General features: G+C 72.3%; 24 protein-coding genes. 14 read left to right on the top strand and 10 right to left on the bottom strand.

Going from position 1 to position 23,908, the window contains the following annotated elements; translation table 11 throughout:
• Positions 1-80: 80 nt before the first annotated feature.
• A complete protein-coding gene (locus tag ACIGEZ_RS29950; protein ID WP_399837174.1) occupies positions 81-1,166 on the bottom strand; it encodes a WD40/YVTN/BNR-like repeat-containing protein in 1,086 nt (361 codons plus the stop codon).
• An 89-nt stretch (positions 1,167-1,255) separates the two neighbouring features.
• Entirely contained in the window at positions 1,256-2,341 is a 1,086-nt protein-coding gene (locus ACIGEZ_RS29945) for an NADH:flavin oxidoreductase/NADH oxidase (RefSeq protein WP_399837171.1), read from the bottom strand.
• A 167-nt stretch (positions 2,342-2,508) separates the two neighbouring features.
• Between ACIGEZ_RS29945 and ACIGEZ_RS29940 the strand changes: the two genes are divergently transcribed.
• Positions 2,509-2,865 carry an ArsR/SmtB family transcription factor gene (locus tag ACIGEZ_RS29940; RefSeq protein WP_399837168.1) on the top strand — a complete coding sequence of 119 codons (357 nt, stop codon included), beginning with the start codon at positions 2,509-2,511 and terminating at the stop codon, positions 2,863-2,865.
• Positions 2,866-2,940: 75 nt separating this feature from the next.
• On the opposite strand, the gene ACIGEZ_RS29935 is transcribed toward ACIGEZ_RS29940, so the two are convergent.
• Together ACIGEZ_RS29935 and ACIGEZ_RS29930 are read right to left on the bottom strand one after the other, a co-directional pair.
• Complete coding sequence (locus ACIGEZ_RS29935) at positions 2,941-4,299, bottom strand: FAD-dependent oxidoreductase (protein ID WP_399837165.1); 1,359 nt, start codon at positions 4,297-4,299, stop codon at positions 2,941-2,943.
• A 73-nt stretch (positions 4,300-4,372) separates the two neighbouring features.
• Positions 4,373-5,098, bottom strand: a complete 726-nt coding sequence (locus tag ACIGEZ_RS29930; RefSeq protein WP_399837162.1) for a DUF305 domain-containing protein — start codon at positions 5,096-5,098, stop codon at positions 4,373-4,375.
• Between the two features lie 98 nt (positions 5,099-5,196).
• On the opposite strand from ACIGEZ_RS29930, the gene ACIGEZ_RS29925 reads away from it, so the two are divergent.
• The gene (locus ACIGEZ_RS29925; RefSeq protein WP_399837159.1) at positions 5,197-6,705 is read left to right on the top strand and encodes an LVIVD repeat-containing protein; all 1,509 of its coding nucleotides are present in this window, start codon (positions 5,197-5,199) and stop codon (positions 6,703-6,705) included.
• Here ACIGEZ_RS29925 and ACIGEZ_RS29920 read toward each other — a convergent pair.
• From ACIGEZ_RS29920 to ACIGEZ_RS29905, 4 genes are all read right to left on the bottom strand, one after another.
• Positions 6,671-7,375 carry a TetR/AcrR family transcriptional regulator gene (locus ACIGEZ_RS29920; RefSeq protein ID WP_399837157.1) on the bottom strand — a complete coding sequence of 235 codons (705 nt, stop codon included), beginning with the start codon at positions 7,373-7,375 and terminating at the stop codon, positions 6,671-6,673. The two genes, ACIGEZ_RS29925 and ACIGEZ_RS29920, sit on opposite strands and share 35 nt — an antisense overlap.
• Positions 7,376-7,504: 129 nt before the next feature.
• The gene (locus ACIGEZ_RS29915) at positions 7,505-8,182 is read right to left on the bottom strand and encodes a phosphatase PAP2 family protein (protein ID WP_399837153.1); all 678 of its coding nucleotides are present in this window, start codon (positions 8,180-8,182) and stop codon (positions 7,505-7,507) included.
• Positions 8,183-8,225: 43 nt separating this feature from the next.
• On the bottom strand, positions 8,226-9,164 hold the full coding sequence (locus ACIGEZ_RS29910) for a M56 family metallopeptidase (protein ID WP_399837150.1): 939 nt from the start codon (positions 9,162-9,164) through the stop codon (positions 8,226-8,228).
• A gap of 90 nt (positions 9,165-9,254) precedes the next feature.
• Positions 9,255-9,869 carry a DUF5134 domain-containing protein gene (locus ACIGEZ_RS29905; protein ID WP_399837147.1) on the bottom strand — a complete coding sequence of 205 codons (615 nt, stop codon included), beginning with the start codon at positions 9,867-9,869 and terminating at the stop codon, positions 9,255-9,257.
• Positions 9,870-10,037: 168 nt separating this feature from the next.
• Here ACIGEZ_RS29905 and ACIGEZ_RS29900 point away from each other — a divergent pair, with 168 nt between their 5' ends.
• Positions 10,038-10,589, top strand: a complete 552-nt coding sequence (locus ACIGEZ_RS29900; protein ID WP_399837144.1) for a GNAT family N-acetyltransferase — start codon at positions 10,038-10,040, stop codon at positions 10,587-10,589.
• Positions 10,590-10,701: 112 nt separating this feature from the next.
• Here ACIGEZ_RS29900 and ACIGEZ_RS29895 read toward each other — a convergent pair whose 3' ends face one another.
• On the bottom strand, positions 10,702-11,385 hold the full coding sequence (locus tag ACIGEZ_RS29895) for a glycerophosphodiester phosphodiesterase (RefSeq protein ID WP_399837142.1): 684 nt from the start codon (positions 11,383-11,385) through the stop codon (positions 10,702-10,704).
• Between the two features lie 257 nt (positions 11,386-11,642).
• On the opposite strand from ACIGEZ_RS29895, the gene ACIGEZ_RS29890 reads away from it, so the two are divergent.
• From ACIGEZ_RS29890 to ACIGEZ_RS29870, 5 genes are all read left to right on the top strand, one after another.
• A complete protein-coding gene (locus ACIGEZ_RS29890) occupies positions 11,643-13,046 on the top strand; it encodes a DUF6421 family protein (protein WP_399837139.1) in 1,404 nt (467 codons plus the stop codon).
• A gap of 35 nt (positions 13,047-13,081) precedes the next feature.
• Positions 13,082-13,843, top strand: coding sequence for an SDR family NAD(P)-dependent oxidoreductase (locus tag ACIGEZ_RS29885; RefSeq protein WP_399837137.1), 762 nt, complete (start codon positions 13,082-13,084; stop codon positions 13,841-13,843).
• On the top strand, positions 13,840-14,919 hold the full coding sequence (locus ACIGEZ_RS29880; protein ID WP_399837135.1) for a threonine aldolase family protein: 1,080 nt from the start codon (positions 13,840-13,842) through the stop codon (positions 14,917-14,919). The genes ACIGEZ_RS29885 and ACIGEZ_RS29880 overlap by 4 nt, the downstream gene beginning before the upstream one ends.
• A gap of 83 nt (positions 14,920-15,002) precedes the next feature.
• Positions 15,003-15,602 carry a transglutaminase family protein gene (locus tag ACIGEZ_RS29875; protein ID WP_399837133.1) on the top strand — a complete coding sequence of 200 codons (600 nt, stop codon included), beginning with the start codon at positions 15,003-15,005 and terminating at the stop codon, positions 15,600-15,602.
• A 26-nt stretch (positions 15,603-15,628) separates the two neighbouring features.
• On the top strand, positions 15,629-16,321 hold the full coding sequence (locus ACIGEZ_RS29870) for a B3/4 domain-containing protein (RefSeq protein WP_399837130.1): 693 nt from the start codon (positions 15,629-15,631) through the stop codon (positions 16,319-16,321).
• A gap of 18 nt (positions 16,322-16,339) precedes the next feature.
• On the opposite strand, the gene ACIGEZ_RS29865 is transcribed toward ACIGEZ_RS29870, so the two are convergent.
• Positions 16,340-17,065 carry a lysophospholipid acyltransferase family protein gene (locus ACIGEZ_RS29865; RefSeq protein WP_399837128.1) on the bottom strand — a complete coding sequence of 242 codons (726 nt, stop codon included), beginning with the start codon at positions 17,063-17,065 and terminating at the stop codon, positions 16,340-16,342.
• 246 nt (positions 17,066-17,311) lie between these two features.
• On the opposite strand from ACIGEZ_RS29865, the gene ACIGEZ_RS29860 reads away from it, so the two are divergent.
• The 6 genes from ACIGEZ_RS29860 to ACIGEZ_RS29835 all read left to right on the top strand — a co-directional run bounded on the left by ACIGEZ_RS29860 (position 17,312) and on the right by ACIGEZ_RS29835 (position 23,837).
• Complete coding sequence (locus tag ACIGEZ_RS29860) at positions 17,312-17,623, top strand: TlpA family protein disulfide reductase (protein WP_399837125.1); 312 nt, start codon at positions 17,312-17,314, stop codon at positions 17,621-17,623.
• Between the two features lie 269 nt (positions 17,624-17,892).
• Positions 17,893-18,426: a flavin reductase family protein gene (locus ACIGEZ_RS29855; RefSeq protein ID WP_399837122.1), complete on the top strand. Its 534-nt coding sequence runs from the start codon at positions 17,893-17,895 to the stop codon at positions 18,424-18,426.
• A 198-nt stretch (positions 18,427-18,624) separates the two neighbouring features.
• A complete protein-coding gene (locus ACIGEZ_RS29850; protein WP_399837120.1) occupies positions 18,625-19,410 on the top strand; it encodes an electron transfer flavoprotein subunit beta/FixA family protein in 786 nt (261 codons plus the stop codon).
• 65 nt (positions 19,411-19,475) lie between these two features.
• Entirely contained in the window at positions 19,476-20,438 is a 963-nt protein-coding gene (locus ACIGEZ_RS29845) for an electron transfer flavoprotein subunit alpha/FixB family protein (protein ID WP_399837118.1), read from the top strand.
• 153 nt (positions 20,439-20,591) lie between these two features.
• Positions 20,592-21,881 carry a DUF6986 family protein gene (locus tag ACIGEZ_RS29840; protein WP_399837115.1) on the top strand — a complete coding sequence of 430 codons (1,290 nt, stop codon included), beginning with the start codon at positions 20,592-20,594 and terminating at the stop codon, positions 21,879-21,881.
• Between the two features lie 81 nt (positions 21,882-21,962).
• The gene (locus tag ACIGEZ_RS29835) at positions 21,963-23,837 is read left to right on the top strand and encodes a protein kinase (RefSeq protein ID WP_399837113.1); all 1,875 of its coding nucleotides are present in this window, start codon (positions 21,963-21,965) and stop codon (positions 23,835-23,837) included.
• Positions 23,838-23,908: the final 71 nt, after the last annotated feature.

Genomic DNA, 23,908 nt, shown 5'->3' with positions numbered 1-23,908 from the left:
CCGTCCGGCCGGCCGGTCACCACGGCCGCCGTGGGCGCTGCCGCTCATCCGGTCACCACGGCCCCCGTGGGCGCTGCCGCTCATCCGATCACCGTCGCCCGCACGCACAGCACGTCCGGCAGGTGCTCGGCGAGGAGCTGCCAGCTGTCCCCGTCGTCGGCGCTCGCGTACACCTCGCCGTTGCGGTTGCCGAAGTAGACGCCGGCCGGGTCGCCGTCGTCCGTGCACAGGGCGTCGCGCAGCACCGTGCCGTAGTGGTCGCCCTCCGGCAGGCCCTGGGTCAGCGGCTCCCAGCTCGCGCCGGCGTCGGTGGTGCGGAAGACCCGGCAGCGCCGGCCGGCGGGGACGCGGTCGGAGTCGGCGGTGATGGGGAAGACGTAGGCGGTGTCCGGGCGGTGGGGGTGGGCGGCCACGGCGAAGCCGAAGTCGGAGGGCAGCCCCGAGCCGATGTCGGTCCACTTCCCGCCGGCGTCGTCGCTGCGGAACACGCCCCAGTGGTTCTGCAGATAGAGCCGGTCAAGGTCGCCCGCGTCCTGGGCGATCTTGTGCACGCACTGGCCGAACTCCGGGTGCGGGTCGGGCCGGAACACCGCGGACACGCCCTGGTTGGCGGGCGCCCAGCTCGCCCCGCCGTCGAGGGAGCGGAACACGCCCGCGGTCGAGACGGCGACCGTCACGGCGTCCGGGTCGCGCGCGTCGGTGACGACGGTGTGCACCGCCTCGCCACCGCCGCCCGGCTCCCAGCGCCTGCGGGTGGGGTGGTCCCACAGGGGCCGCACCAGCTCGAAGGACTCCCCGCCGTCGGCGGACCGGAACAGGGCCGCGGGCTCCGTCCCCGCGTACACGACGTCGGGGGAGTGCGCGGGCGCCGGGTGCAGCTGCCAGACCCGCTCCAGCGAAGCCCCGGTGTCCTGCGGGAACTTGACCGGGGGCCGCGCCGGTTCGGTCCAGGTGGTGCCCAGGTCGTCGGAGTGGAAGACGGAGGGGCCCCAGTGCGAGCTGTCCCCTCCGACGAGGATCCTGGGGACCGGGCGGCGCTTGTCGATCCCGATCGAGTAGATCGCCTGGGCGTTGAAGCACGGATCGCCGAACGACCAGTGGCCGTCTCGCCTGCGGCCGAGGAAGAGACCCTTGCGGGTGCCCACGGTCAGTAGCACGTCGGTCATGCCGACACCTCCAGGACGCCGTTGTCGCGGATACGGGCCAGTCTGCACCCGGCCACTGACAACGGCGCCCCGTGGCGCGGCCCGGCGCGTCAGATCGCCCAGGCGTACGGCGTCGGGGCGTGCGTCCGGGCTTCCAGCTCGCGCGCGGCGCGGCGGGCCCAGGAGGCGTCGCGGAGCAGTTCGCGGCCGAGCAGGACGGCGTCCGCCTCCCCGTTGGCGACGATCTTCTCCGCCTGGCCGCTCTCCGTGATCAGCCCGACCGCGGCGACCGGAAGCCCGGTCTCCGCCTTGACGCGGGCGGCGAACGGCACCTGGTAGCCGGGGGCCACCGGGATCCGGGCCGCGCCGCCGTTGCCGCCGCTGGACACGTCGAGCAGGTCGACGCCGTGCGCGCGCAGCAGGGCGGCGAAGCGGACGGTGTCGTCCGGCGTCCAGCCCTGCTCGTCGAGCCAGTCGGTGGCGGAGATCCGGAAGAACAGCGGCAGTTCCTCGGGCCACACGGCCCGTACGGCGTCGACGACTTCGAGGGCGAAGCGGGTGCGGTTCCCGAAGGAGCCGCCGTACTCGTCGGTGCGCCGGTTGCTGTACGGGGAGAGGAACTCGCCGATGAGGTAGCCGTGGGCGCCGTGCACCTCGACGACCTGGAATCCGGCGGCGAGCGCGCGGCGGGCCGCGTCGGCGAACTGCCCGGTGATCTCGTGGATCCGCTCGGTCGTGAGCTCGGTCGGTACGGGGTGGTCGTCGGCGAACGCGACCGGGCTTGGGCCTACCGGCTGCCAGCCGAGACCGGTGGCGGGGTCGACGGGCCCCCGGCCGCCCCACGGCCGGTCGGTCGAGGCCTTGCGGCCCGCGTGCGCGATCTGGATGCCGGGGACGGCGCCGTGCTCCTTCAGGAACCCGGTGATCCGCCGCAGGCCCTCGATCTGGGCGTCGTCCCAGATCCCGAGGTCGTACGGGCTGATCCGGCCCTCGGCGGCGACGGCGGTGGCCTCGGTCAGGATGAGACCGGTGCCGCCGGTGGCGCGGGCCGCGTAGTGGGCGAAGTGCCAGTCGTTCGCCACGCCGGCGGCGGGGCCGGCCGGCTCCGCCGAGTACTGGCACATCGGGGCCATCCACACGCGGTTCGGCACGGTCAGGGACCTGAGGGAGAGGGGCTCGAAGAGCGCGGCGCTCATGGCGGACTCCGTTTCGGCGTCTCGGGTACTTCCTGGAGGGGGGCTTCGTACGATACCCGTCGTAGTACGGCGCCTGTCAAACTACGAGGATGCTCGTACAATGACCGCACACATTCCCGAGAGCCGCCCGGCAGCCCGCACACCCGGACAGAAGTGGAGCCGCAGCCGTGACGACCGCGACCAACCCCAGGGTGCTCGAACACCCCGCGCGTGAGGACATCCGGCTCGAACCCGTGCTGCACGCCCTGTCGGACGCCGTCCGGCTGCGCATCGTGCGCGCCATGACCCTGGCCGAGGACGGTGCCGAGCTCAGCTGCTCGTACTTCGAGCTCCCGGTCACCAAGTCGACCAGCACCCACCACTTCCGCGTGCTCCGCGAGAGCGGCGTGATCCGGCAGATCTACCGGGGCACCGCCAAGCTCAACATGCTCCGCCGCGACGACCTCGACGCCCTCTTCCCCGGCCTCATCGACAGCATCCTGACGGCCGCCGGCGCCCAGGCGGAACGCCTCGGCGAGCGGTAGCCCTCCCGTCGGTCGGACGCGACCGCAACGGCGCGTGCCGGTGCACGGGAAGCGCGCCGCCGCCCGAGCCCCGGGTCAGCCCGTCGCCTCCCGCGCCGCGTCCCGCAGTCCCGCCCAGTCCGGGATCTTCACCCGGTCCCGGCCCAGCGAGCTGCCGAGCGCCGCCTCCGCCCGCTCGATCGCCAGCCACCCCCGCCACTCCACCGGCCGGTGCCCGAGCGCGCGCAGGGCGGCCACCGGGTCGTCCGCGACCGGGCGCCGGGCGAGGGCCGGGGCGTCGGCCAGGAGGGAGGTCGCGGTCTCCTTGGCGCAAGGGCGGTTGGTGCCGATCACGCCGGTCGGGCCGCGCTTGATCCAGCCCGCCACGTACTCCCCCGGCGACGGCTCGCCGTCCCGCAGTACCCGGCCCGCCGCGTGCGGGACCGTGCCGTGCGCCGGGTCGAAGGGGAGCCCGGGCAGGAGCGCCCCCGTGTAGCCGACCGCCCGCAGCACGAGGCCGGCCGGGATCTCCTCGTACCGCCCGGTGCCCCGTACGCCCCCGGTGCCGTCCGGTGCCGTGCGCTCGAAGCGGACCCCGGTGACCCGGCCGGCCTCGCCGAGGATCTCCACCGGCCGCAGGAAGAAGCGCAGCCGGATGCCCCGCCCGGCCGCGGCGGCGCCGTCGGCGGGGGCGGCCGCCCAGCCCCGTACGACCTCCAGATTGCGCCGGTTGACCGCGGGCAGGCCCGACGGGTCGGCGTAGGCCGGGTCGAGGGCGAGCTCCGCCGGGTCGACCAGCACCCGGGTGTCCGGCAGGGCGCCCAGCTCGCGCAGCTCCTTGGTGGTGAACTTCGCCTGCGCGGGCCCGCGCCGGGCGACCATGTGCACCTCGCGCACCCCGCTCGCCGCCAGCGCCGCGAGCGCGTCCTGCGGCACGTCGGTCGGGCGCAGCTCCTCGGCCCGCCGCACCAGGACCCGGGCCACGTCCACGGCCACGTTCCCCGCCCCGACGACCACGGCGCCGGGCCCGTCGAGGCCGAATCCGTCGTGCACGGCGTCCGGGTGCGCGCTGTACCAGGAGACGAACTCGGTGGCCGAGAAGCTGCCCGCGAGGTCCTCGCCGGGCACCCCGAGCTTCCGGTCGCGCGCGGCGCCGACGCAGTAGACCACCGCGTGGTACAGCTCCAGGAGCCGCGCCGGGGTGAGCCCGTGCGCTCCGACCTCCACGTCGCCGAGGAAGGCGACGCGCTCGTCCTCCAGGACCGTCCGCAGGTTGCCCTGGAGCGACTTGATCTTCTCGTGGTCGGGCGCGACCCCGTACCGTACGAGACCGTACGGGCAGGGCAGCCGGTCAAGGACGTCGACCCTGATCCCGGGCACGGCCGTCTGCTGGACCAGTGCCTGCGCGGTGTAGACCCCACTGGGACCCGAGCCGACGACGGCGACGCGAAGCACGAGACACCCCTTCCCGCCGGGAGGATTCCAGCATGGCACCGCGGGGCCCGGCGGGGGAGTGGGCGCGCAGGCCCTACAAGGCGCGCATCCGGTTGATCTCCGCCGTCTGCTGGGCGATCACGTCGCCGGCCATCTCCTCCACGAGCACGTTGTTCCCCTGGCTCAGGACCTCCGCGGCCATCGTCACCGCACCCTCGTGATGGGTGATCATCAGCTGCAGGAAGAGCGTGTCGAAGGCCTTGCCCCTGGCGGTGCGCAACTCGGCCAGCTGCGCCTCGGTCGCCATCCCCGGCATGGAGTGGTGGTCGTGGCCGGTCTGCGGGCGCGGCCCGCCGTTGTTCTTCAGCCAGCCCTCCATCGCCCCGATCTCCGGCCCCTGCGCCGCGGAGATCCGCTCCGCGACCTTCTTCACCTTCGGTGACTCCGCCCGCTGCGGCACCAGCGCGGTCATCGTGAGCGCCTGCTTGTGGTGTTCGATCATCATCTGTACGTAGGTGAAGTCGGCGCCGTTGGGCCGCTCGTCGGGCAGCAGCCTGGCCGCCTCCTCGGGGGACAGCTTCTTCGCCGGCTCGCCCGGCTTGCCCGGGGCCACCACCACGCCGGAACCCTTGGCCTGCGGTGCGGACGTCCCCGCGTCCGGCCCCGACTCGCAGGCGGCCAGGGCGAACACGGCGGCGGCGCCAAGCGCCAGGGCGACGGAACCACGGACACGGCGGTTCAACAACGAGACCTCCACGGGCAGTTCGACCTTTTCGACAGTTTCCGCGACTTCGACCGGCTGGAGCTGGAGTTTCTTCATTACGTCTCTGTTGCCATCTGTTGAGATGTGCACGCTAAGGAAGATACTGCCGGGGTCCATCCACCGTTCAACCGCGAACGGATATCGATGAGGACGGAGTGACTTCGTTGCGTACCACGAGTACCCCGCGCGCACGGATCAGAGGCCTGGGTGTGGCGACCGCCGCCGCCGGACTGCTGGTCAGCCTGCTCGCCGCCGGACCCGCGGCCGCCACACCCGACCCCGGCGACGCCACGGTGCAGGGGACGGTCACCGGGCAGCAGGCGGCCGACGCCCGAACCGCCATCCAGAGCGGTGAGATACCCGGCGTGGACGAGGTCGTCCACAGCCCCAACATCGAACACCTCGTCAACCTCCCCAAGGACGCCCTCCAGGGCACCAACTCCGACCTGGCCTTCCAGGGCAAGTACGCCTTCGCCGGCAACTACGACGGCTTCCGGATCTTCGACGTCAGCAACCCGAAGTCCCCCAGGACCGTCGCGCAGGTGCTGTGTCCGGGCTCCCAGAACGACGTCTCCGTCTCCGGAAACCTGCTCTTCCTGTCCACCGACTCCTCCCGCAGCGACAACTCCTGCGCCAGCGTGTCGCAGCCGGCCTCCGTCAAGGAGTCCTGGGAGGGCATGAAGATCTTCGACATCAGCGACATCGCGAACCCGAAGTACGTCGCCGCCGTGGAGACCAACTGCGGTTCGCACACCCACACGCTGGTGCCCAAGCGCAAGGACGTGTACGTCTACGTCTCCTCGTACTCGCCCAACGCGGCCTTCCCGGACTGCCAGCCCCCGCACGACGGCATCTCGGTCATCAAGGTGCCGCGCAAGGCGCCCGAGCAGGCCAGGGTCGTCAACTTCCCGGTCCTCTTCCCCGGCGAGGGCCCGGACGGCGGCGGCAACCCCGGCGGTCCCGCCAACCCGGGTGTCTCCAAGACCACCGGCTGCCACGACATCACCGTGCTGCCCGGTGAGGACCTGGCCGCCGGCGCCTGCATGGGCGACGGCATCCTGTTCGACATCAAGGACCCGGAGCGCCCGCGGGTCATCGACCAGGTGCAGGACAACGTCAACTTCGCGTTCTGGCACTCCGCGACCTTCAACCAGAAGGCGGACAAGGTCGTCTTCACCGACGAGCTCGGCGGCGGCGTCGGCGCCACCTGCAACGAGGCCACCGGCCCGAACCGCGGCGCGGACGGCATCTACGACATCGTCGGCAAGGGCGACAAGCGCAAGCTGGTCTTCCGCAGCTACTTCAAGATCCCGCGCCACCAGGCCGACACCGAGAACTGCGTCGCCCACAACGGCTCGCTGATCCCGGTCAAGGGCAAGGACATCATGGTCCAGGCCTGGTACCAGGGCGGTGTCTCGGTCTGGGACTTCACCGACTCCCGCCGCCCCCAGGAGATCGCCTTCTTCGAGCGCGGCCCGGTGTCGGCGACCACCCTCACCACCGGCGGTTCCTGGTCCGCGTACTACTACAACGGTTACATCTACTCGAACGACATCGCCAAGGGCTTCGACGTCCTGAAGCTCAGCGACAAGCGCACGGACAAGGCGAGGAAGGTCCGGCTGGACGAGCTCAACGTCCAGACGCAGCCTGACTACTTCGACTAGCAGGGATCGACCCGCCGCCGCCGGGCGGACCCCCGTCCGGCGGCATGCCCTGCTCCCAGTCGAGCCCGTAGCGCTGGAACAGCTCGGCCCGCAGCCGGGGAATCGGCATCGGCGCCCCCGGCAGCAGCACGGCGAACACCGCGCCCATCAGGAGCGCCCGCAGCAGCGGGTAGTCCGTTTCCGTGTTCCCGGCGTTCTCACCGTTCTCACCGTTCTCACCGTTCTTGGCGTTCTCGGCGCTGTGCCGCTCGACGGTGTCGCGCAGCAGCGCCGCGAGCCGCTGCTGCTCCGGGCACTGCACGAAGCCCTCCGCCTGGAGGATGCCCGCCATGTGCGTCCGCATGAGGACCGGGCGGTCCCGGGCCAGCCCCAGGATCGCGTCGATGGCCCGCGCCAGGCGCTCCCTGCCGTCCTCCGTGCGCGGCTCGCGCTCCAGCGCCTCGTCCAGGGTCAGGTGCATCAGCCGGTGCACCGCCGACTGCAGGAGCTGGCGCTTGCCGGGGAAGTAGTACGAGATCAGGCCACGTGCCGAACCGGCGCGGGCGGCGATGTCGGCCAGGGTCGTCGCCTCGTAGCCACGCTCGTCGACCAGCTCCACGGTCGCCTGCAGGATCCGCTCGCGCGAACGCCTCCGAAGCTCTTCATTGACCGATGCGCTACGCGGGGACATGCTGGACTCCTGCGTTGACTGGCTCCCAGCCAATATACTCAGCGCGTCCTGCTGTCGCGCCCTCGTGGCCGGAAGCGGGACATGCCGTCTGTTCTGGGCGACGCGGGGGATCGTCCAGAACAGGCGGCTTCACTGTGTATCTCCCATTCTGCCTCCGGTGTCCGTATCGGCGGCCGGTGGTCGGCGCCCGGGGCTCACGCGGCGGAACGTGATGATCGCCACCGCCACGGCGGTCCAGCCGAACAGCCAGCCGCCCACCACGTCCGACGGCCAGTGGACGCCCAGGTACACCCGGGTCCACCCCACCCCGACGACCGACACCACGGCGGCGCCGGCGATCGTGCCCCAGCCGCGCCACCCCTCGCGCCAGTGGAGCGCGAGCACCCACAGCAGCAGCCCGCAGGTGACTGTGGCCGTCATGGCGTGCCCCGAGGGGAACGCCGCGTACCGCGCCGAATCGACCGGATCCGACCAGCTCGGCCGCTCCCGGCCCACCAGCTCCTTCAGCCCCTGCTGGAGGCCCGCCGCGAGCAGACTCGTGCCCGCCACCCAGAGCGCGAGGAGACGCTCGCGCCGCCACCACAGCGCCACCACCACGGCGGCGGCCGTCGCGCGCATGGTCCACGGGTCCCAGACCCAGTCCGACAGCACCCGGTTGAACCGCGTGAACCCCGGTTCGGCGACCGCATGGCGGTGCAGCGCGTCGGCCACGTCCCGGTCGAGGCCGAGCAGCGGAGGCCACCCCACGGCCACCAGGACGAGCAACAGCACGGCCAGGACGCCGGAGACGGCGGCGGAGATGCGCATGGGCCGATCCTGCCCGACGGCCCCGGAGTGTCGTGTACGCGGGTCAGCCGAGCGCCGACAGGGCGGGCACGAACGCCACAAGGACGGGCACCGCGGGCACCAGAGCCGCCACGGCCGTCAGCCGGAGCCGGCGGGCGGGGTCAAGGCGGGGCGTGGCCGTCAGGAGGCGGTTGACGCGCTGCGGCAGGTCGGCGTCCGTGGCCGGTCCCGGCCCGAACACCCCACGGTCCTCGTTGAGTTCGACCAGGGCGAGGGCGATCGTCAGCCGGCCGAACCGGCGCGAGGCCACGTCGTCCGCCGCCAGCTCCACCAGCCGGTGCATCTCGCCGCGGAAGGCCGCGAAGACCGGCACCCCGGGGAAGCCGCCCGCCAGTGCCGACGCGCAATGCAACAGCCAGTCGTGCCGCGCCCGGGCGTGTCCCTGCTCGTGCGCCAGGACCGCGTCGAGCTGCCGGCCCTTCAGCCGGCCCAGCGCGCCCGTGGTGATGACCAGCCGTGGCGTGCCGCCCGGCAGCCACCAGGCGTCCGCGCGCTCGCCTTCGAGGATCACCAGGCGCTCCGTGCCCGAGACCTCCTCGCCGGGCAACACCGGCGCCCGCACGAGCAGTTCGCAGCGGCGGCGCTTGCGGCGGGCCCGCGCCCGGCCGATCTCGCGCCCCAGCATCGCCCCGGTCCACACCCCGCCCGCGGCGAGCAGCACGGCGAGCACGGCCGACCAGGGGCCGTTCGCGCCGAGTTCGTACGCCTCGACCACCGCGTGCGGCGCGCCCGCGAAGACCTGGCCGCGCACCGCCTGCCAGGCGGCCGCCGCGCTGAAGGTCATGGACAGCGCGAAGCTCAGCAGCACCGCCGCCACGACGCACTGCCACACCCACAGCGCCACCACGGGTTCCCGTTCCGCCCAGTCGGTCCGCGACAGGAGCCGCGGGGCCACGACGGCGGTCAGGACGCCGAGCGCGAGCAGCGCGAGGGAGACCAACATGGCGCCAGCCTATGAGCCGGTACTACGCGGGGGTATGCCCTTGCGGATCAAGTGACGCACGCCACGGTCCGCTCCCGCCCCGCGCGCCACTCAGAGGGTGAGGAGCATCGCCAGCATCGCGAGCGCCATGGACAGCCGGCACACCAGCGTCAGCTCCGGCAGGACCGCGAAGGCCCCGCCGGCCGGGACGCCGGCCGACCGGGCCGGCCCCGCGGGCACCGCCTGCACCGCCACCGGCACCAGCCGCGTGCCGGAGCGCAGCACGTACACCCCGTAATACGCGAGCAGCACCCCCGTCACCACGGGTATGCCCCCGGTGCCGGCCGCCGCGTGTCCTGCGTGGCCCTCGGCCGTCGAGGCCGGCGGGGGCGCGGCCGCCATCGCCACCGCCATGTAGACCATGGCCAACGAGCCGACCAGATGGTGCAGATGGTGCAGATGGTCGCCCCCGCGCCGTACCGCGCCGGCCAGCCCGTACACCGCCGCGAGCCCGAACACCCCCGCGTACAGCGGAGGCACCCAGCCAGGCGGTGTCAGGGCCGCGGCGGGCAGCGCCATCGCCGCCATCCCGAAGCCCATGACGGCCTCGCTCCCGGCCGCCCTGCGTTCCCGGCCGGCGCTGCGCCGCATCCGCAGCAGGCAGTACGCCCCGCCGGCCGCGCACAGTGCCACGAGCAGCCAGCCGGACGGACCCGGTCCGTGCACGGCAGACCCCCCTCCTCGCCGTCCCGACTCCGGGTGCATGCCCGGCCCCCGCCGTACCCACGCGGGCGCACGGGCGCGCACGGGTGTACGAGGGGGGAGTGCGCGGCGCGCTAGGCTCGGGGCGATCGCGTACGCCGATCGCCAGCGCCCGAGGGGAGACCCGCACACATGGACACCGCCGCACCCCAGCAGACCGGCCGGATCACCTACCGCGACGCCGTCACGGACGACGTCCCGGCGCTCGTCCCGCTCGTCGAGTCGGCCTACCGGGGTGACTCGAGCCGGGCCGGCTGGACCACCGAGGCGGACATCCTGCAGGGCCGGCGCACCGACCCCGAGGGCGTCGAGGCCGTCATCACCACGCCCGGAAGCCGGCTGATGGTGGTGGAGCAGGACGGCGTGATCGTGGCCTGCTGCCAGCTCGAACACCGGGGCGAGGCAGCCTACTTCGGCATGTTCGCGGTCCGCCCCGAGCTCCAGGGCGCCGGTCTCGGCCGGCAGATCATCACCGAGGCGGAGCGCCGGGTGCGCGAATTGTGGGACGTGCGAGAGATGCACATGACGGTGATCTCGGTGCGCGAGGAGCTCATCGCCTGGTACGAGCGGCGCGGCTACCGCCGTACGGGCCGGATGACGCCCTTCCCGTACGGCGACGAGCGCTTCGGCGTGCCGCAGCGCGACGACCTGGAATTCGAGCTCCTGGTCAAGGAACTCGTCTGAGCGGAGGCATGAGGCCGCGCCTGAGCGCACCGGCCGTGCCGCGCCGGCGCACCAGGCCGCGCCCGAGCGCACCGGCCGGGGGCGCGCCCGCGTGGGCGCGGCGCGCCCCCGCTCACGCGGTGAAGCGCCCCGTGCGCCGGATCTCCGGGTGGTCGGTCGTCGCGCCGTCCAGCTCAAGGGCGCGCGCCAGGCGCAGATCGTCCTGGGTGTTCACCACCCATCCGATGACGCGCAGCCCCGCCGCGTGCGCCCGCTCGACGGTCTCCTGGGTGAGGTGCCGGATGTTGAGGACCAGGGCCCCGGCGCCCACCGCGAGCGCCCGGTCCACCACGTCGGCGCCCCAGTGGTCGGCGACGAGCGCCGTGCGCACCCCGGGCACGAGCCCGCGGATCTCCGCGAGCGCCTCGTCGTGGAAGGAGAGCACCTCCACCCGCCCGGTCAGATCGCGCCCGTTGAGCACCCGGGCCAGCGCCCGGGCCGCCGCGACGTCCTTGATCTCGGCCTGGAGCGGGGCGCGCACCGCGTCCAGGACCTCCTCGAAGACGGGGACGCGCTCGCCGTCGCCCGCGTCGAGCTCCCGCAGCTCGGAGAGGGTCTTCTCGGCGATCGGCCCGGTGCCGTCGGTGGTGCGGTCGACGTCGGCGTCGTGCATGACGACGAGGGCGCCGTCCTTGCTGAGATGGAGGTCGAGTTCGATCGCGTCCATGCCGGCCTGCTCGGCACGGACGAAGGAGCGCAGGGTGTTCTCGGGCGCGACGCCCATGACTCCGCGATGACCGATGGTGAGGAAACTCAAGATCTTCTCGCTTCCGTCGATGTCCGGCCCCGGCTCCGCCGGGCCCGGTGCGGCTCGGGGCGCAGCCTAATCGCTGGGGCCGAAACCGGAAGCGTCCACGCGGAACCCCGTATTTCTCGGCTTTCTACCCCGTCGGACAGGAAAAAACGCGGCCCGATGGGGGGTAGTGCAGGAGATTTTCCCTTCACCCCCTTGTAGGAAAGATCCGTGGACGGTTACGGTGTCCTGACGCAAGGTTCTCCTGTGGAGGAAGAGGAATGACGGAAATTCTTGTGCAGGACGTGACCGGTGGGGGGATATCCGCCGACGCTCTTGTAGTCGACCACCCTGCCTGGCCCGAGCTCAAGAATGCCGTGGAGGAGCTCCGCCCCTGGCAGAGCGCGGACGGCTCCATCGACTTCGAGGCCGAGGGCGCGCCGGCGCGCGACCTGGCCGGGCGGACCGTCGAGCGCATCGTCGCCGCGGTCGAGCGGCTCTCCCCGCTGCTCCCGCACGACGCCGCCTACCACCGCGCGCTCGTCGCCGACCTGCGCAAGTGGTCCGAGGGCGGCTTCGAGGTCCCCGACTTCCTCGACGCGCTGCTCGCCTTCCAGCCGGCCGCCGACCGCCGGGACGGGCTCCAGCACCTGGTCGTCTTCCCCATGTACACCCAGAACGGCAACCCGGACCGCAACCTGGAAGCCGTCGTGCTGCGCATGGTGTGGCCGGAGTGGCTCGCCGAGCTCGAGGCGACCCGCTACGACAACCCGCTGTTCTGCGGCATCACCTTCGAGGACTTCACCGCCGGTTACGACACCAACTCGGCCGTCCTCTTCCCGGAGACCATCGCCGTGCGCGAGGCGCCCGAGCGCTTCAGCTGGGGCGGCATCTTCTGCGACCGCGAGGCCGCCCGCTTCCGCAAGGTCACCGAGGCCGCCGTCGACACCCTCGGCATCCAGCTGCCCGCGGACATCGCCGCCATGGTCGAGGACCAGGACCGCTGCGAGAAGGCGTTCGTCCTGTGGGACATGGTCCACGACCGCACCCACAGCCACGGCGACCTGCCCTTCGACCCGTTCATGATCAAGCAGCGCCAGCCGTTCTGGATGTACGGCCTCGAGGAGCTGCGCTGCGACCTCACCGCCTTCAAGGAGGCCGTGAAGCTGGAGGCCGAGGGCAACGCCCACGGCCGTGACGTGCAGTACGCGGTGCTCTTCGACCGCATGTTCCGCTTCCCGCTCTCCGGCGACCGCAACCGCAACTACGACGGCCTCGGCGGCCAGCTGCTCTTCGCGTACCTGCACAAGCACGACGTGATCCGCTGGACCGACAACAAGCTGAAGATCGACTGGCTGCGCGCTCCGGAGATCACCAACCAGCTCTGCGCCGAGATCGAGAAGCTGTACCGCGACGGCATCGACCGCCCCAAGCTCGTCCACTGGTTCAAGGCGTACGAGCTGGTCTCCACCTACCTCGCCCCGCACCCCGGCTCCACCTGGGCCAAGGGCCCCGACGCCCTCGACCTGACCCTCCCGCCGCGCAAGCTCGTCGACGACGTGCTTCCGGACGAGTTTCCGCTCAGCATGTTCTATGAGGCCCTCGCCAAGAAGCTCAAGGGCGTGATCGCCGCGACCAAGGGGATCCGCTCGGACGTTTCGCGGACCGAGCAGGCCGCCGCGTGAGCGCACGTACGGAGGACACGGAGGAGGCGTCGCCCATGAACGCGAACGGAAACGGTGGGCCGCTCGACGGCGCGGTCATCGCGGTCGCGGGCGCGGCCGGGCCGGCCGGCCGGGCCGCCCTGCTGCGCCTCGCCGAGGCCGGTGCGACCGTGGTCGCGTCCGACGCCGACCCGGCGCGGCTGGCCGAGGCGGTCGACGACGCCCGCTACGCCCACGGCGGCGCCACGGTCGTCGGCGACACGGTGGACCTGCTGGACCTGGCCGCCACGCGCGAATGGGCCGACAAGACCGAGAAGGAGTTCGGCCGCATCGACGGCCTCGTCCATCTCGTCGGCGGCTGGCGCGGCGCCCCCTCCTTCACGGAGAGCGACCCCCGCGACTGGGAGCTCCTGGAGAAGCTGCTGATCCGCACGGTCCAGCACACCTCCATCGCCTTCCACGACGGCCTGCTGCGCAGCGGCGGCCGCGGCCGCTACGCCCTGGTCAGCCAGGTCGGCGCGCACAAGCCGCTGGCCAACAACGCCGCGTACAACGCGGGCAAGGCGGCCGCCGAGGCCTGGACCCTCGCCATGGCCGACTCCTTCCGCAAGGCGGGGGGCGACGAGGGCCCGCAGGCGGCTGCTGCGATCCTGGTGATCAAGGCACTGGTGCACGACGCCATGCGCGCCGAACGCCCCAATGCGAAGTTCGCGGGCTTCACCGACGTCAAGGAACTGGCCGACGCCATCGCCGGACTCTGGGACCGGCCCGCTCAGGAAGTGAATGGACAGCGCCTGTGGCTGACCCCCAAGCCGTGACAGCGGCCCTGGGCCCCAGGACCGACGCCCGTCGTCACCACGACCCGTCGGTCCGGGGCTTCGCCAGCGACAACTACGCCGGCGCCCACCCCGAGGTCCTCGCGGCCCTCGCCCTCGCGAACGGCGGCCACCAGGTCGCTTACGGCGAGGACCAGTACACCGAGCACCTGCAGCGGATCATGCACAGCCACTTCGGCCCCTCGGCCGAGGCCTTCCCGGTCTTCAACGGGACCGGGGCCAACGTGACCGCGCTCCAGGCGCTCACCGACCGCTGGGGCGCGGTGATCTGCGCCGAGTCCGCCCACATCAACGTGGACGAGGGCGGCGCGCCGGAGCGGATGGGCGGCCTCAAGCTGCTCACCGTGCCCACTCCGGACGGCAAGCTCACCCCCGAGCTGATCGACCGGCAGGCCTGGGGCTGGGAGGACGAGCACCGCGCGATGCCGCAGGTCGTCTCGATCACCCAGAACACCGAGCTCGGCACCGTCTACACGGTGGACGAGATCCGGGCGATCGTGGAGCACGCCCACTCCAAGGGCATGAAGGTCCACCTCGACGGTGCCCGCATAGCCAACGCGGCCGCCTCCCTCGACGTGCCGATGCGAGCGTTCACCAACGCGGTGGGCGTCGACGTCATCTCGTACGGCGGGACGAAGAACGGCATGCTCTTCGGCGAGGCCGTGGTCGTCCTGAACCCGGACGCGGTCAGCCACATGAAGCACCTGCGCAAGCTGTCCATGCAGCTCGCCTCGAAGATGCGCTTCGTGTCGGTCCAGCTGGAGGCGCTCCTCGCCAAGGACCTGTGGCTGCGCAACGCCCGCCACTCCAACGCGATGGCGCAACGCCTCGCGGCCGGTGTGAGGGGCGTGGACGGGGTGGAGATCCTCTACCCGGTCCAGGCCAACGCGGTCTTCGCGCGACTGCCGCAGGAGGTCACCCGACGGCTGCAGGAACGCTTCCGCTTCTACTTCTGGGACGAGGCGGCCGGCGACGTGCGCTGGATGTGCTCCTTCGACACCACGGAGGACGACGTGGACGCCTTCCTCCAGGCGCTGAAGGAGGAGATGGCGCGATAGCGCCACTCCCCTTGAGGTATGAATATGCGGTCGGATGGAAAGTCATTGACTTCCGTCCGGCCGCATTCGTATGCTCGCGCCGCATGGAACTCATCCAGCAGAACCCCGACATCGCCGCCTACCTGGCCGTGGGTGAGGCAGTCGACCATGATCACCCGACGGTCCGGGCCGCCACCGAACGGCTCTCCGCAGGGCATCCCGATGCATACTCATACGCGAAAGCGGCCTACGAGTTCGTCCGCGACACCATTCCCCACTCCCAGGACTCCGGGGATCTGCGCGTCACCTGGCGCGCCTCCGACGTCCTGGAGCAGGGCACCGGCATCTGCTACGCCAAGTCCATCGCGTACGCGGCCCTGCTGAGGGCCCGCGGCATCCCGGCCGCCCTCTGCTACCAGCGGCTCGCCGACGACGACGGCTCCGATCCGGTCGTCCACGGCCTGGTCGCCGTCCGGCTGCCGGGCGCGGCGGAGTGGGCCCGGCAGGACGTCCGGGGGAACAAGCCCGGCGTCGACGCCCAATTCTCCCTGGGGGAGGAGCGGTTGGCGTGGACCGCTCGACCGGAGTTCAGTGAACTGGATTATCCGGTGCTCTATGCTGAACCGCATCCGGCCGTTCTCGCGGCGCTGCAAGCGGCGCCCGACCGGCCGTACCTCTGGCAGACGCTCCCCACGGAACTGTGAATTCCGGAAAATTCGAACGGCGGATCATGACCCTGACGCTCACCGTCTCCGACGAGGTGCGCACCCTCGTGCCCGGCTTCACCCACCTCGCGGTCGAGGCCCGCGGACTCGTCAACGGGCCCAGCGACGAGACCAGTTCGGCCCTGCTCGACGAGGCCGCCCGACGCCTGGCCGAGCGTCTTGACGGACAGGCGCCGGACAAGGACCCGCACGTCGCCGCCTGGCGCGCCGCGTACTCCGCGTTCGGTGCCAAGCCCTCCCGTACCCGCAACTCCGCCGAGGCGCTGGCCAAGCGGGCACTCGCCGACGGCGGACTGCCCCGGATCAACCGGCTCGTCGACGCCTACAACGCGATCAGCGTCGCCCACCTCATCCCGGTCGGCGGCGAGGACCTGAACAAGATCCAGGGCGCGATGCGGCTCGTCCGGGCCACCGGCGAGGAGGAGTTCGTCACCGTCGCCGGCGGCGAGGAGACCGTGGAGCACCCCGAGCCCGGCGAGGTCATCTGGTGCGACGAGGCGGGCGTCACCTGCCGCCGCTGGAACTGGCGCCAGGGCCCGCGCACGCGGATCGACGACGACACCACCGACGCCGTCTTCCTCCTGGAGTCCCTCACGCCGATGACCCTCGACGAGCTGCGCACGGCCGGCGAGGAGCTCGCCGAGGCGCTGCAGAAGGTCAGCCCCGGGGCCCGGATCACCGTCCGCGACCCGGAGTGACGTCCGACCGCCGGGCGCCTACTTCTCGGCGTCCTTGACCTCTTCCGGCGTCGGCGCCGTGCCCCCGAGGTGCGCGGGCACCCACCAGGTGTCTCCCGCGTCCTTGGGGCGCACGGGGTACGCGCGCTGCGCGGCCTCCAGGAGCTCCTGGACCCGCCCGCGCAGCCGCCGGGTGATGGCCCCCGCGTACTGGTCGGCCGGCGCCTCCATCGGCTCGCCGACCCGGATGGTGACCGGGATGTGGCTGCGCCTGAAGTTCCGCGGCCGCCCCTTGGTCCACAGCCGCTGGGTGCCCCACAGCGCCATCGGGATCAGCGGGACGCCCGCCTCCTGGGCGAGCCGCGCGGCACCGGACTTGAAGCTCTTGAGCGTGAAGGACTGCGAGATGGTCGCCTCCGGGAAGACGCCCACGAGCTCGCCCGACCGCAGCGCCTTCAGCGCGTGCTCGTACGCCTGCTCGCCCTGCGCGCGGTCCACCGGGATGTGCTTCATCGCCCGCATCAGCGGTCCGGACACCTTGTGCCGGAACACCGACTCCTTGGCCATGAAGCGCACCAGGCGCTTCTGCGGCAGTGCGGCCAGACCGGTGAAGATGAAGTCCAGATAGCTGATGTGGTTGCTCACGATCACCGCCCCGCCCTGGCGGGGGATGTGGTGCGAACCCTGAGTGTCGATCTTGAGGTCCAGCGCCTTGAACATGGTCAGTGCGGCGCCGATGACCGGCCGATAGACGAGCTCTGCCATCTGGTAGGAACCCTTCGTCTGTGCCTGGGGAGGGTTCTCCCGGCGAAGTTACGCGGCCGTAGGTTTTCGGCTTTGGGCAGATCGTGCCCCATGTGGGGGCTGGTGACCAGTCCTGACGGCTTCGTACGGGGAGATTCTCGTCACTCCCGGTGGTCGTGGCGGGAATCGATCGGCGTCGCGCGACGCTGCACACCGTACGGACGACCGTCACGTACCACCGTACGGACCACACGAGGAGGACGAGGAATGACCGAGGTCGTGGGCGCGTCGGCACTGGGCGCCGAGCTGGGGGAGCGGGCCACCCTGGTCCAGTTCTCCACCGCCTTCTGCCAGCCCTGCCGGGCCACCCGGAGGACGCTCGCCGAGGTCGCCGCCATGGTCGAGGGCGTCGGCCACGTCGAGATCGACGCCGAGGAGCGCCTGGACCTCGTACGGGACCTCGGCATCGTCCGTACGCCCACCGTGCTCGTGCTCGACCGGGCGGGCCGGATCGTGCGCAGGGCCGCCGGGCAGCCCCGCAAGGCCGATGTCATCGCCGCGCTCGGCCAGGCGGTCTGACGAGGTGTCCGAAGCGGGGGTCGCAGCGGGGTTCGCAGCGGGGTCCGAAGCCCTGCCCGCAGCCGGGTCCGCAGCGGTGACGCATCTCCCACATCCCGGTACGCACTTGACTGCACAAGCCACCGATCGCCAGGCTTGCACGGTGCCCTCAGAACTCCTTCTCTACGGGCGGGCCCATGTCGACCTGGCCCGCAACGCGAGCGCGCGCTGTCCGGGTGTCTGACGAATCCGCGACCTCTTCCACGCCGCCCTCGCAGAAGGACAATTCCATGACGGTCTCGCCCGAGCTCCACACGCTCCCGACGATTCCCTCCCTCGGCGCACCCCGGCAGGCCTCGCCCGACCTGCTCCGTTCCGTCTTCCGGCAGCACGCCGCCGGCGTCGCCGTGATCACCGCGCACGGCGAGCGCCCGGTCGGTTTCACGGCCACCTCGCTCAGCTCCGTCGCCGCCGAACCTCCGCTGATCTCCTTCGGCGTGGGGACCGGCTCCTCCAGCTGGCCCGTGGTGTCCGAGGCCGGGCACATCGGCGTCCACATACTCGGCGAACACCAGCAGGAGCTGGCCGCCACCTTCGCCCGCAGCGGCGCCGACCGCTTCGCCGCCCCCACCCGCTGGAGCCGCGGCCCGGAGGGCGTCCCGGTGCTGGACGGCGTGCTGGCCTGGCTGGTGTGCCGGGTGGTGGCCCGGGTACCGGCCGGTGACCACCGGATCGTCATAGCCGAGGCCGTCGCCGGCGACCCGGACGGAGCGGGCCGGCCCCTGCTCTACCACCAGGGTCGCTTCAACGCTCTGCGCGACTGAGAGTTCCCGTGCGAGCCCCCGCGGGGGCGTTGTCAAGGTCACACGGCTGAGCGCTTGCTCAGGGGTAACGAACTGGCTGTACTGACGAGTAATATTCCGGTCGGGGCGTCTGGCGCCCCGATCGGAAACCCGCCCTTCAGGCGCCTATGCTGCGAGCAAGAACGCAGCCCAGTTATGAGAAGCAGTAGGAGAGCCGGCGTGAGCTTGAGGATCGTTGTCTGTGTGAAGTACGTGCCGGACGCCACGGGCGACCGGAAGTTCGCCGATGACCTGACCGTCGACCGCGACGACGTCGACGGTCTGCTGTCCGAGCTCGACGAGTACGCCGTCGAGCAGGCGCTGCAGATCGCCGAAGAGGCCGACGACGCCGAGGTCACCGTGCTGACGGTCGGCCCCGAGGACGCCAAGGACGCGCTGCGCAAGGCGCTTTCGATGGGCGCCGACAAGGCCGTCCACGTCGAGGACGACGATCTGCACGGCACCGACGTCATGGGCACCTCGCTGGTCCTCGCCAAGGCGATCGAGAAGACCGGCTACGACCTGGTCATCGCCGGCATGGCCTCCACCGACGGCACCATGGGTGTCCTCCCGGCCATCCTCGCCGAGCGCCTTGGCGTCCCGCAGGTCACCCTGCTCTCCGAGGTCAAGGTCGAGGACGGCACCGTGAAGGGCCGCCGCGACGGCGACACCGCCTCCGAGCAGCTGGAGGCCGCGCTGCCGGCCGTCGTGTCCGTGACGGACCAGTCGGGCGAGGCCCGCTACCCGTCCTTCAAGGGCATCATGGCCGCCAAGAAGAAGCCGGTGGAGTCCCTGGACCTCTCCGACCTCGACATCGAGGCCGAGGAGGTCGGCCTTGAGGGCTCCTGGACCCAGGTCGACTCGGCCGCCGAGCGCCCGGCGCGCACCGCGGGCACGATCGTCAAGGACGAGGGTGAGGGCGGCAAGCAGCTGGCCGAGTTCCTCGCGAGCCAGAAGTTCATCTAAAGGCTCGCGCGAGCCCGCTGCCCACCCAGGCCGTCCCCCTTCCTTCCGCAGGAGATTGAAGTCCCATGGCTGAGATTCTCGTCTACGTCGACCACGTCGACGGAGCCGTCCGCAAGCCCACCCTCGAGCTGCTGACCCTGGCCCGCCGCCTCGGCGAGCCCGTCGCCGTCGCGCTCGGCAACGGCGCCGCCGACACCGCCGCGGCCCTCGCCGAGCACGGCGCCGTCAAGGTCCTGACCGCCGACGCGCCCGAGTTCGCCGAGTACCTCGTCGTCCCCAAGGTGGAGGCCCTGCAGGCCGCGTACGACGCCGTGTCCCCGGCCGCCGTGCTCGTCCCGTCCTCCGCCGAGGGCAAGGAGATCGCCGCCCGCCTCGCGGTGCGCATCGGCTCCGGCATCATCACCGACGCCATCGACCTGGAGGCCGGTGACGAGGGCCCGGTCGCGACGCAGTCCGCGTTCGCCGCCTCCTTCACCACCAAGTCCCGTGTCTCCAAGGGCACCCCGGTCATCACGGTCAAGCCGAACTCGGCCCCCGTGGAGGCCGCGCCGGCCGCCGGCGCCGTCGAGGCGCTCGCCGTCTCCTTCTCGGAGAAGGCCCAGGGCGCCAAGGTCGTCGCCCGCACCCCGCGCGAGTCGACCGGCCGCCCCGAGCTGACCGAGGCCGCGATCGTGGTCTCCGGCGGCCGCGGCGTCAACGGCGCCGAGAACTTCGCGATCATCGAGGCGCTCGCCGACTCCCTCGGTGCCGCCGTCGGCGCCTCCCGCGCCGCCGTCGACGCCGGCTGGTACCCGCACTCCAACCAGGTCGGCCAGACCGGCAAGTCGGTCTCGCCGCAGCTGTACATCGCCTCCGGCATCTCCGGTGCGATCCAGCACCGCGCGGGTATGCAGACCTCGAAGACCATCGTGGCCATCAACAAGGACGCCGAGGCCCCGATCTTCGACCTGGTCGACTACGGCGTGGTGGGCGACCTGTTCGACGTCGTGCCGCAGCTGACCGACGAGGTCCGGGCCCGCAAGGCCTGACCTGCGGTTCTTCTACGGTCCGGGGGCCGCGTGGTGATCTTCACCGCGCGGCCCCCGGCCGTTTCGGACACCCATTGACGCAAGTGGAGCCGGACTACTAACTTCGCTATACGGATTGTTGATTCCGTGAAGCGGAAAACAGGAGGATCTGGGATGGGTCAGCAGGAGAAGGTGTCGACGAGCCTCGCCGGCGCGGTCAGCGAGGGCATCAGCGCCTCCCTCACCGGCGTGGACGCGGAGCTCGACCGGCGCTACCCGGGAGACCCCGGCACCCGCCAGCCCGTCCACACCGTCTACGTCCCCGGCAACCTCTTCGACGCCGGAACCATCCGCTCCTGGGGCGACCAGGCCCTCGCCGCCCTCGACGAGCACGCCCCCGACGCCGCCACCTTCGCCGCCGTCCTCGGCCTCGCCGACGACCTCGCCGAGGACGTCTACGGCCGCGTACGCGCCAAGCTGGAGCGCGAGCCCATCGAGGACCTGCGGGTCGACTTCGAGGACGGCTACGCCGGCACCGACGAGGACCACGACGCCGCCCGCGCCGCCCGGATCATCACCGAGGCGTACGCGGACCTCAGCGCCGCCCCGTACATGGGCATCCGCATGAAGTGCATGGAGGCCGCCGTACGCGACCGCGGCATCCGCACCACCGACGTCTTCCTCACCGGCCTCATGGAGAACGGCGGACTGCCCGACGGCCTCGTCCTCACCCTCCCCAAGGTCACCTACCCCGAGCAGGTCTCCGCCTTCGTCCGGCTCCTCGAAGCCTTCGAGAAGGCCCACGGCCTCGACGAAGGACGCCTCGGCTTCGAGATCCAGATCGAGACCAGCCAGGCCATCCTCGCCGCCGACGGCACCGCCACCGTCGCCCGCATGATCGACGCCGCCGAGGGCCGCGCCACCGGCCTGCACTACGGCACCTTCGACTACAGCGCCTGCCTCGGCGTCTCCGCCGCCTACCAGGCCAGCGACCACCCCGCCGCCGACCACGCCAAGGCGATCATGCAGGTCGCCGCCGCCGGCACCGGCGTACGTGTGTCCGACGGCTCCACCAACGTGCTGCCGATCGGCTCCACCGCGCACGTCCACGAGGCCTGGAAGCTCCACTACGGCCTCACCCGCCGCGCCCTCGCCCGCGCGTACTACCAGGGCTGGGACATGCACCCCGGCCACATCCCCACCCGCTACGCCGCTGTCTTCGCCTTCTACCGCGAGGGCTTCCAGGCCGCCGCCAAGCGCCTGTCGGCCTACGCCAACCACGCGGGCGGCGACGTCATGGACGAGCCCGCCACCGCCAAGGCCCTGAGCTCCTACCTGCTGCGCGGCATCGACTGCGGCGCCCTCGACACCGCCGAGGTCGACGCCCTCACCGGCCTGACCCGCGCCGACCTGGACCGCTTCGCCGCCCCGCGCCGAGGCGACCTGACGGCGACCGCCCAGTAGCCACGGCGGCCCGCACGGGGCCGTCACCCGCGCCCCGTACTCTGTACGCGTTCAGCACAGCCGACAGAGAACGGGGCACCGGTGTCTTCGGGGGAGTACGAGCGGCTCGCCGGCCGCTACAGGGTCGTACGCCGGCTCGGCCGCGGCGGCATGGGAGTCGTCTGGTGCGCGGTCGACGAGGTCCTCGGCCGCGAGGTGGCCGTCAAGGAACTGCGGACGTACAACGACGCCTCGGGGCCCGAGCTGGACGACCTGCGGCTCCGGATGCAGCGCGAGGCGCGCGCGGCGGCGCGGGTCCGCCATCCCGGAGTCGTCGCCGTCCACGACGTGACCGACCATCAGGGCCGCCCCGTCATCGTCATGGAGCTCGTCGACGGGCCGTCGCTCGAGGGCGTCCTCAGCGAGCGCGGCCCCATGGAGCCACGGGAGGTCGCGGCCATCGGCGCCGCCGTCCTGGAGGCACTGGCCGCCGCGCACGACGCGGGGGTGCTCCACCGCGACGTGAAGCCGGGCAACGTGCTGCTCGACCGGAGCGGACGCGTGGTCCTCACCGACTTCGGCATCGCCGCGATGGACGACCCCGGCGACGGCTCGGCCACCCACCTCACGCGCAGCGGCGAGATCGTCGGCTCGCTCGACTACCTGGCCCCCGAGCGCGCCCAGGGCCAACAGCCGGGCCCCGCCTCCGACGTGTGGGCGCTCGGCGCCACCCTGTACGCGGCCGTCGAGGGCGCCTCGCCCTTCCGCCGCACCTCGACCTGGTCGACCCTGAACGCCATCGTCACGGAAGCGCTGCCCGAGTCGCACCGCGCGGGTCCGCTCGGTCCGGTCCTGCCCCGGCTCCTGCACAAGGACCCGGCCCAGCGCCCCGACGCACGGACGGCGGCGCGCCTGCTGACCGCCGTGGCCGGGGGGCACACTCCTGCCGAGCCCGCGCCGGCGAACCCCCAGGCGACGCCGACGGCGCCCGGCGCACCCACCGCGGCGGAGGCCGGCCCGGTCGGGTCGCCCACCGCCCCGGTCGCAGCGCCGACCGTCCCGGCGCATCTCTGGGTGCCGACCGAGCCCACCGCCGTGCCGCCCCGCCCCGAGGGCTTCGGCCCGGCCGTGCCCCCGGCGTCTGCCGCGACGGGGCAGGCGGGTGTCCCGCCGGTGGGTGGCGCGTCGGTGGGTGGCGCGCCGGTGGGTGGCGCGCCCGCTCCGTACGCGGGTGCGGGCACGCCGACGCGGCAGACCGAGAGCCCCCGCCGCAAGCGCTCGTCCGTGCTGGTCGCCGCCGCGACCGCCGCCGTCCTGCTGGCCGGCGGGGGTGTCACGTACGCCCTGCTGGACCGCGAAGGCGGTACGGAGCACGAGCAACTGGCCGGCGGGCAGGCGCCGACGAGCCCCGGCGCCGACCCCGGCCGGGTCCTCGACCCGGGTGCCCCCGGGACCGGGGCGAGCGCCACCGGGAGCCCGTCCGCGTCCGCGACGCCCTCGAAGGACGGCGCGAAGGACTCCGCGTCCCCGTCGGCCCCGGCAACCACGAAGGCGCCTCTGCCGGGCGGGGCGGGCGGCCGTACGACGACGGGCGGGGGCACCGGAGGCACCACCGGCGCTGCGGCCGGCGGGGGCGGAACCACCGGCGCCTCCACCACGACCACCGGCGGTGGCGGAACGCCACCGCAGCCCACGCCCGTGTGCTTCTCCAAGGGCGGCGGCAGGTACGACTGCCAGGTGTGGCGCACCGCCAAGACGTACAGCCACGGCGGCGGCGAGATGGGCGTCCTCAACGCCGGGACGAACTACTTCTACTGCCAGGTCGACCTGGGCCGCCGCGAGACCTACGGCCAGTGGACCAACGTCTGGTGGGCCAGGACCGACGACGACAGCGGCAACACGAACGTCTACGTCAGCGTCGTGTACCTCAAGGGCGGCGACAACGACCAGCCCCTCCCGGGCCTGCCCGTCTGCTAGGGCCCGTACCCGCCCCCGCACGCGACGAGGTCACAGCCCACGGAGCTGTGACCTCGTCACCTCGCACGCCG

The sequence above is a fragment of the Streptomyces sp. NPDC085481 genome (genome assembly GCF_044541845.1).
In the GTDB taxonomy this organism is placed as follows: domain Bacteria; phylum Actinomycetota; class Actinomycetes; order Streptomycetales; family Streptomycetaceae; genus Streptomyces.
The sequence above is the reverse complement of the archived record's forward strand: the minus strand, read 5'-3'. Positions and strand labels throughout refer to the sequence as shown.

Excerpts from the sequence above, each read along its gene's own strand:
- ACIGEZ_RS29950 (WP_399837174.1), bottom strand. The coding sequence starts at position 1,166 with ATGACCGACGTGCTACTGACCGTGGGCACCCGCAAGGGTCTCTTCCTC.
- ACIGEZ_RS29945 (WP_399837171.1), bottom strand. The coding sequence starts at position 2,341 with ATGAGCGCCGCGCTCTTCGAGCCCCTCTCCCTCAGGTCCCTGACCGTG.
- ACIGEZ_RS29930 (WP_399837162.1), bottom strand. The coding sequence starts at position 5,098 with ATGAAGAAACTCCAGCTCCAGCCGGTCGAAGTCGCGGAAACTGTCGAA.
- ACIGEZ_RS29920 (WP_399837157.1), bottom strand. The coding sequence starts at position 7,375 with ATGTCCCCGCGTAGCGCATCGGTCAATGAAGAGCTTCGGAGGCGTTCG.
- ACIGEZ_RS29915 (WP_399837153.1), bottom strand. The coding sequence starts at position 8,182 with ATGCGCATCTCCGCCGCCGTCTCCGGCGTCCTGGCCGTGCTGTTGCTC.
- ACIGEZ_RS29910 (WP_399837150.1), bottom strand. The coding sequence starts at position 9,164 with ATGTTGGTCTCCCTCGCGCTGCTCGCGCTCGGCGTCCTGACCGCCGTC.
- ACIGEZ_RS29900 (WP_399837144.1), top strand. The coding sequence starts at position 10,038 with ATGGACACCGCCGCACCCCAGCAGACCGGCCGGATCACCTACCGCGAC.
- ACIGEZ_RS29890 (WP_399837139.1), top strand. The coding sequence starts at position 11,643 with ATGACGGAAATTCTTGTGCAGGACGTGACCGGTGGGGGGATATCCGCC.
- ACIGEZ_RS29885 (WP_399837137.1), top strand. The coding sequence starts at position 13,082 with ATGAACGCGAACGGAAACGGTGGGCCGCTCGACGGCGCGGTCATCGCG.
- ACIGEZ_RS29875 (WP_399837133.1), top strand. The coding sequence starts at position 15,003 with ATGGAACTCATCCAGCAGAACCCCGACATCGCCGCCTACCTGGCCGTG.
- ACIGEZ_RS29870 (WP_399837130.1), top strand. The coding sequence starts at position 15,629 with ATGACCCTGACGCTCACCGTCTCCGACGAGGTGCGCACCCTCGTGCCC.
- ACIGEZ_RS29865 (WP_399837128.1), bottom strand. The coding sequence starts at position 17,065 with ATGGCAGAGCTCGTCTATCGGCCGGTCATCGGCGCCGCACTGACCATG.
- ACIGEZ_RS29860 (WP_399837125.1), top strand. The coding sequence starts at position 17,312 with ATGACCGAGGTCGTGGGCGCGTCGGCACTGGGCGCCGAGCTGGGGGAG.
- ACIGEZ_RS29855 (WP_399837122.1), top strand. The coding sequence starts at position 17,893 with ATGACGGTCTCGCCCGAGCTCCACACGCTCCCGACGATTCCCTCCCTC.
- ACIGEZ_RS29845 (WP_399837118.1), top strand. The coding sequence starts at position 19,476 with ATGGCTGAGATTCTCGTCTACGTCGACCACGTCGACGGAGCCGTCCGC.
- ACIGEZ_RS29840 (WP_399837115.1), top strand. The coding sequence starts at position 20,592 with ATGGGTCAGCAGGAGAAGGTGTCGACGAGCCTCGCCGGCGCGGTCAGC.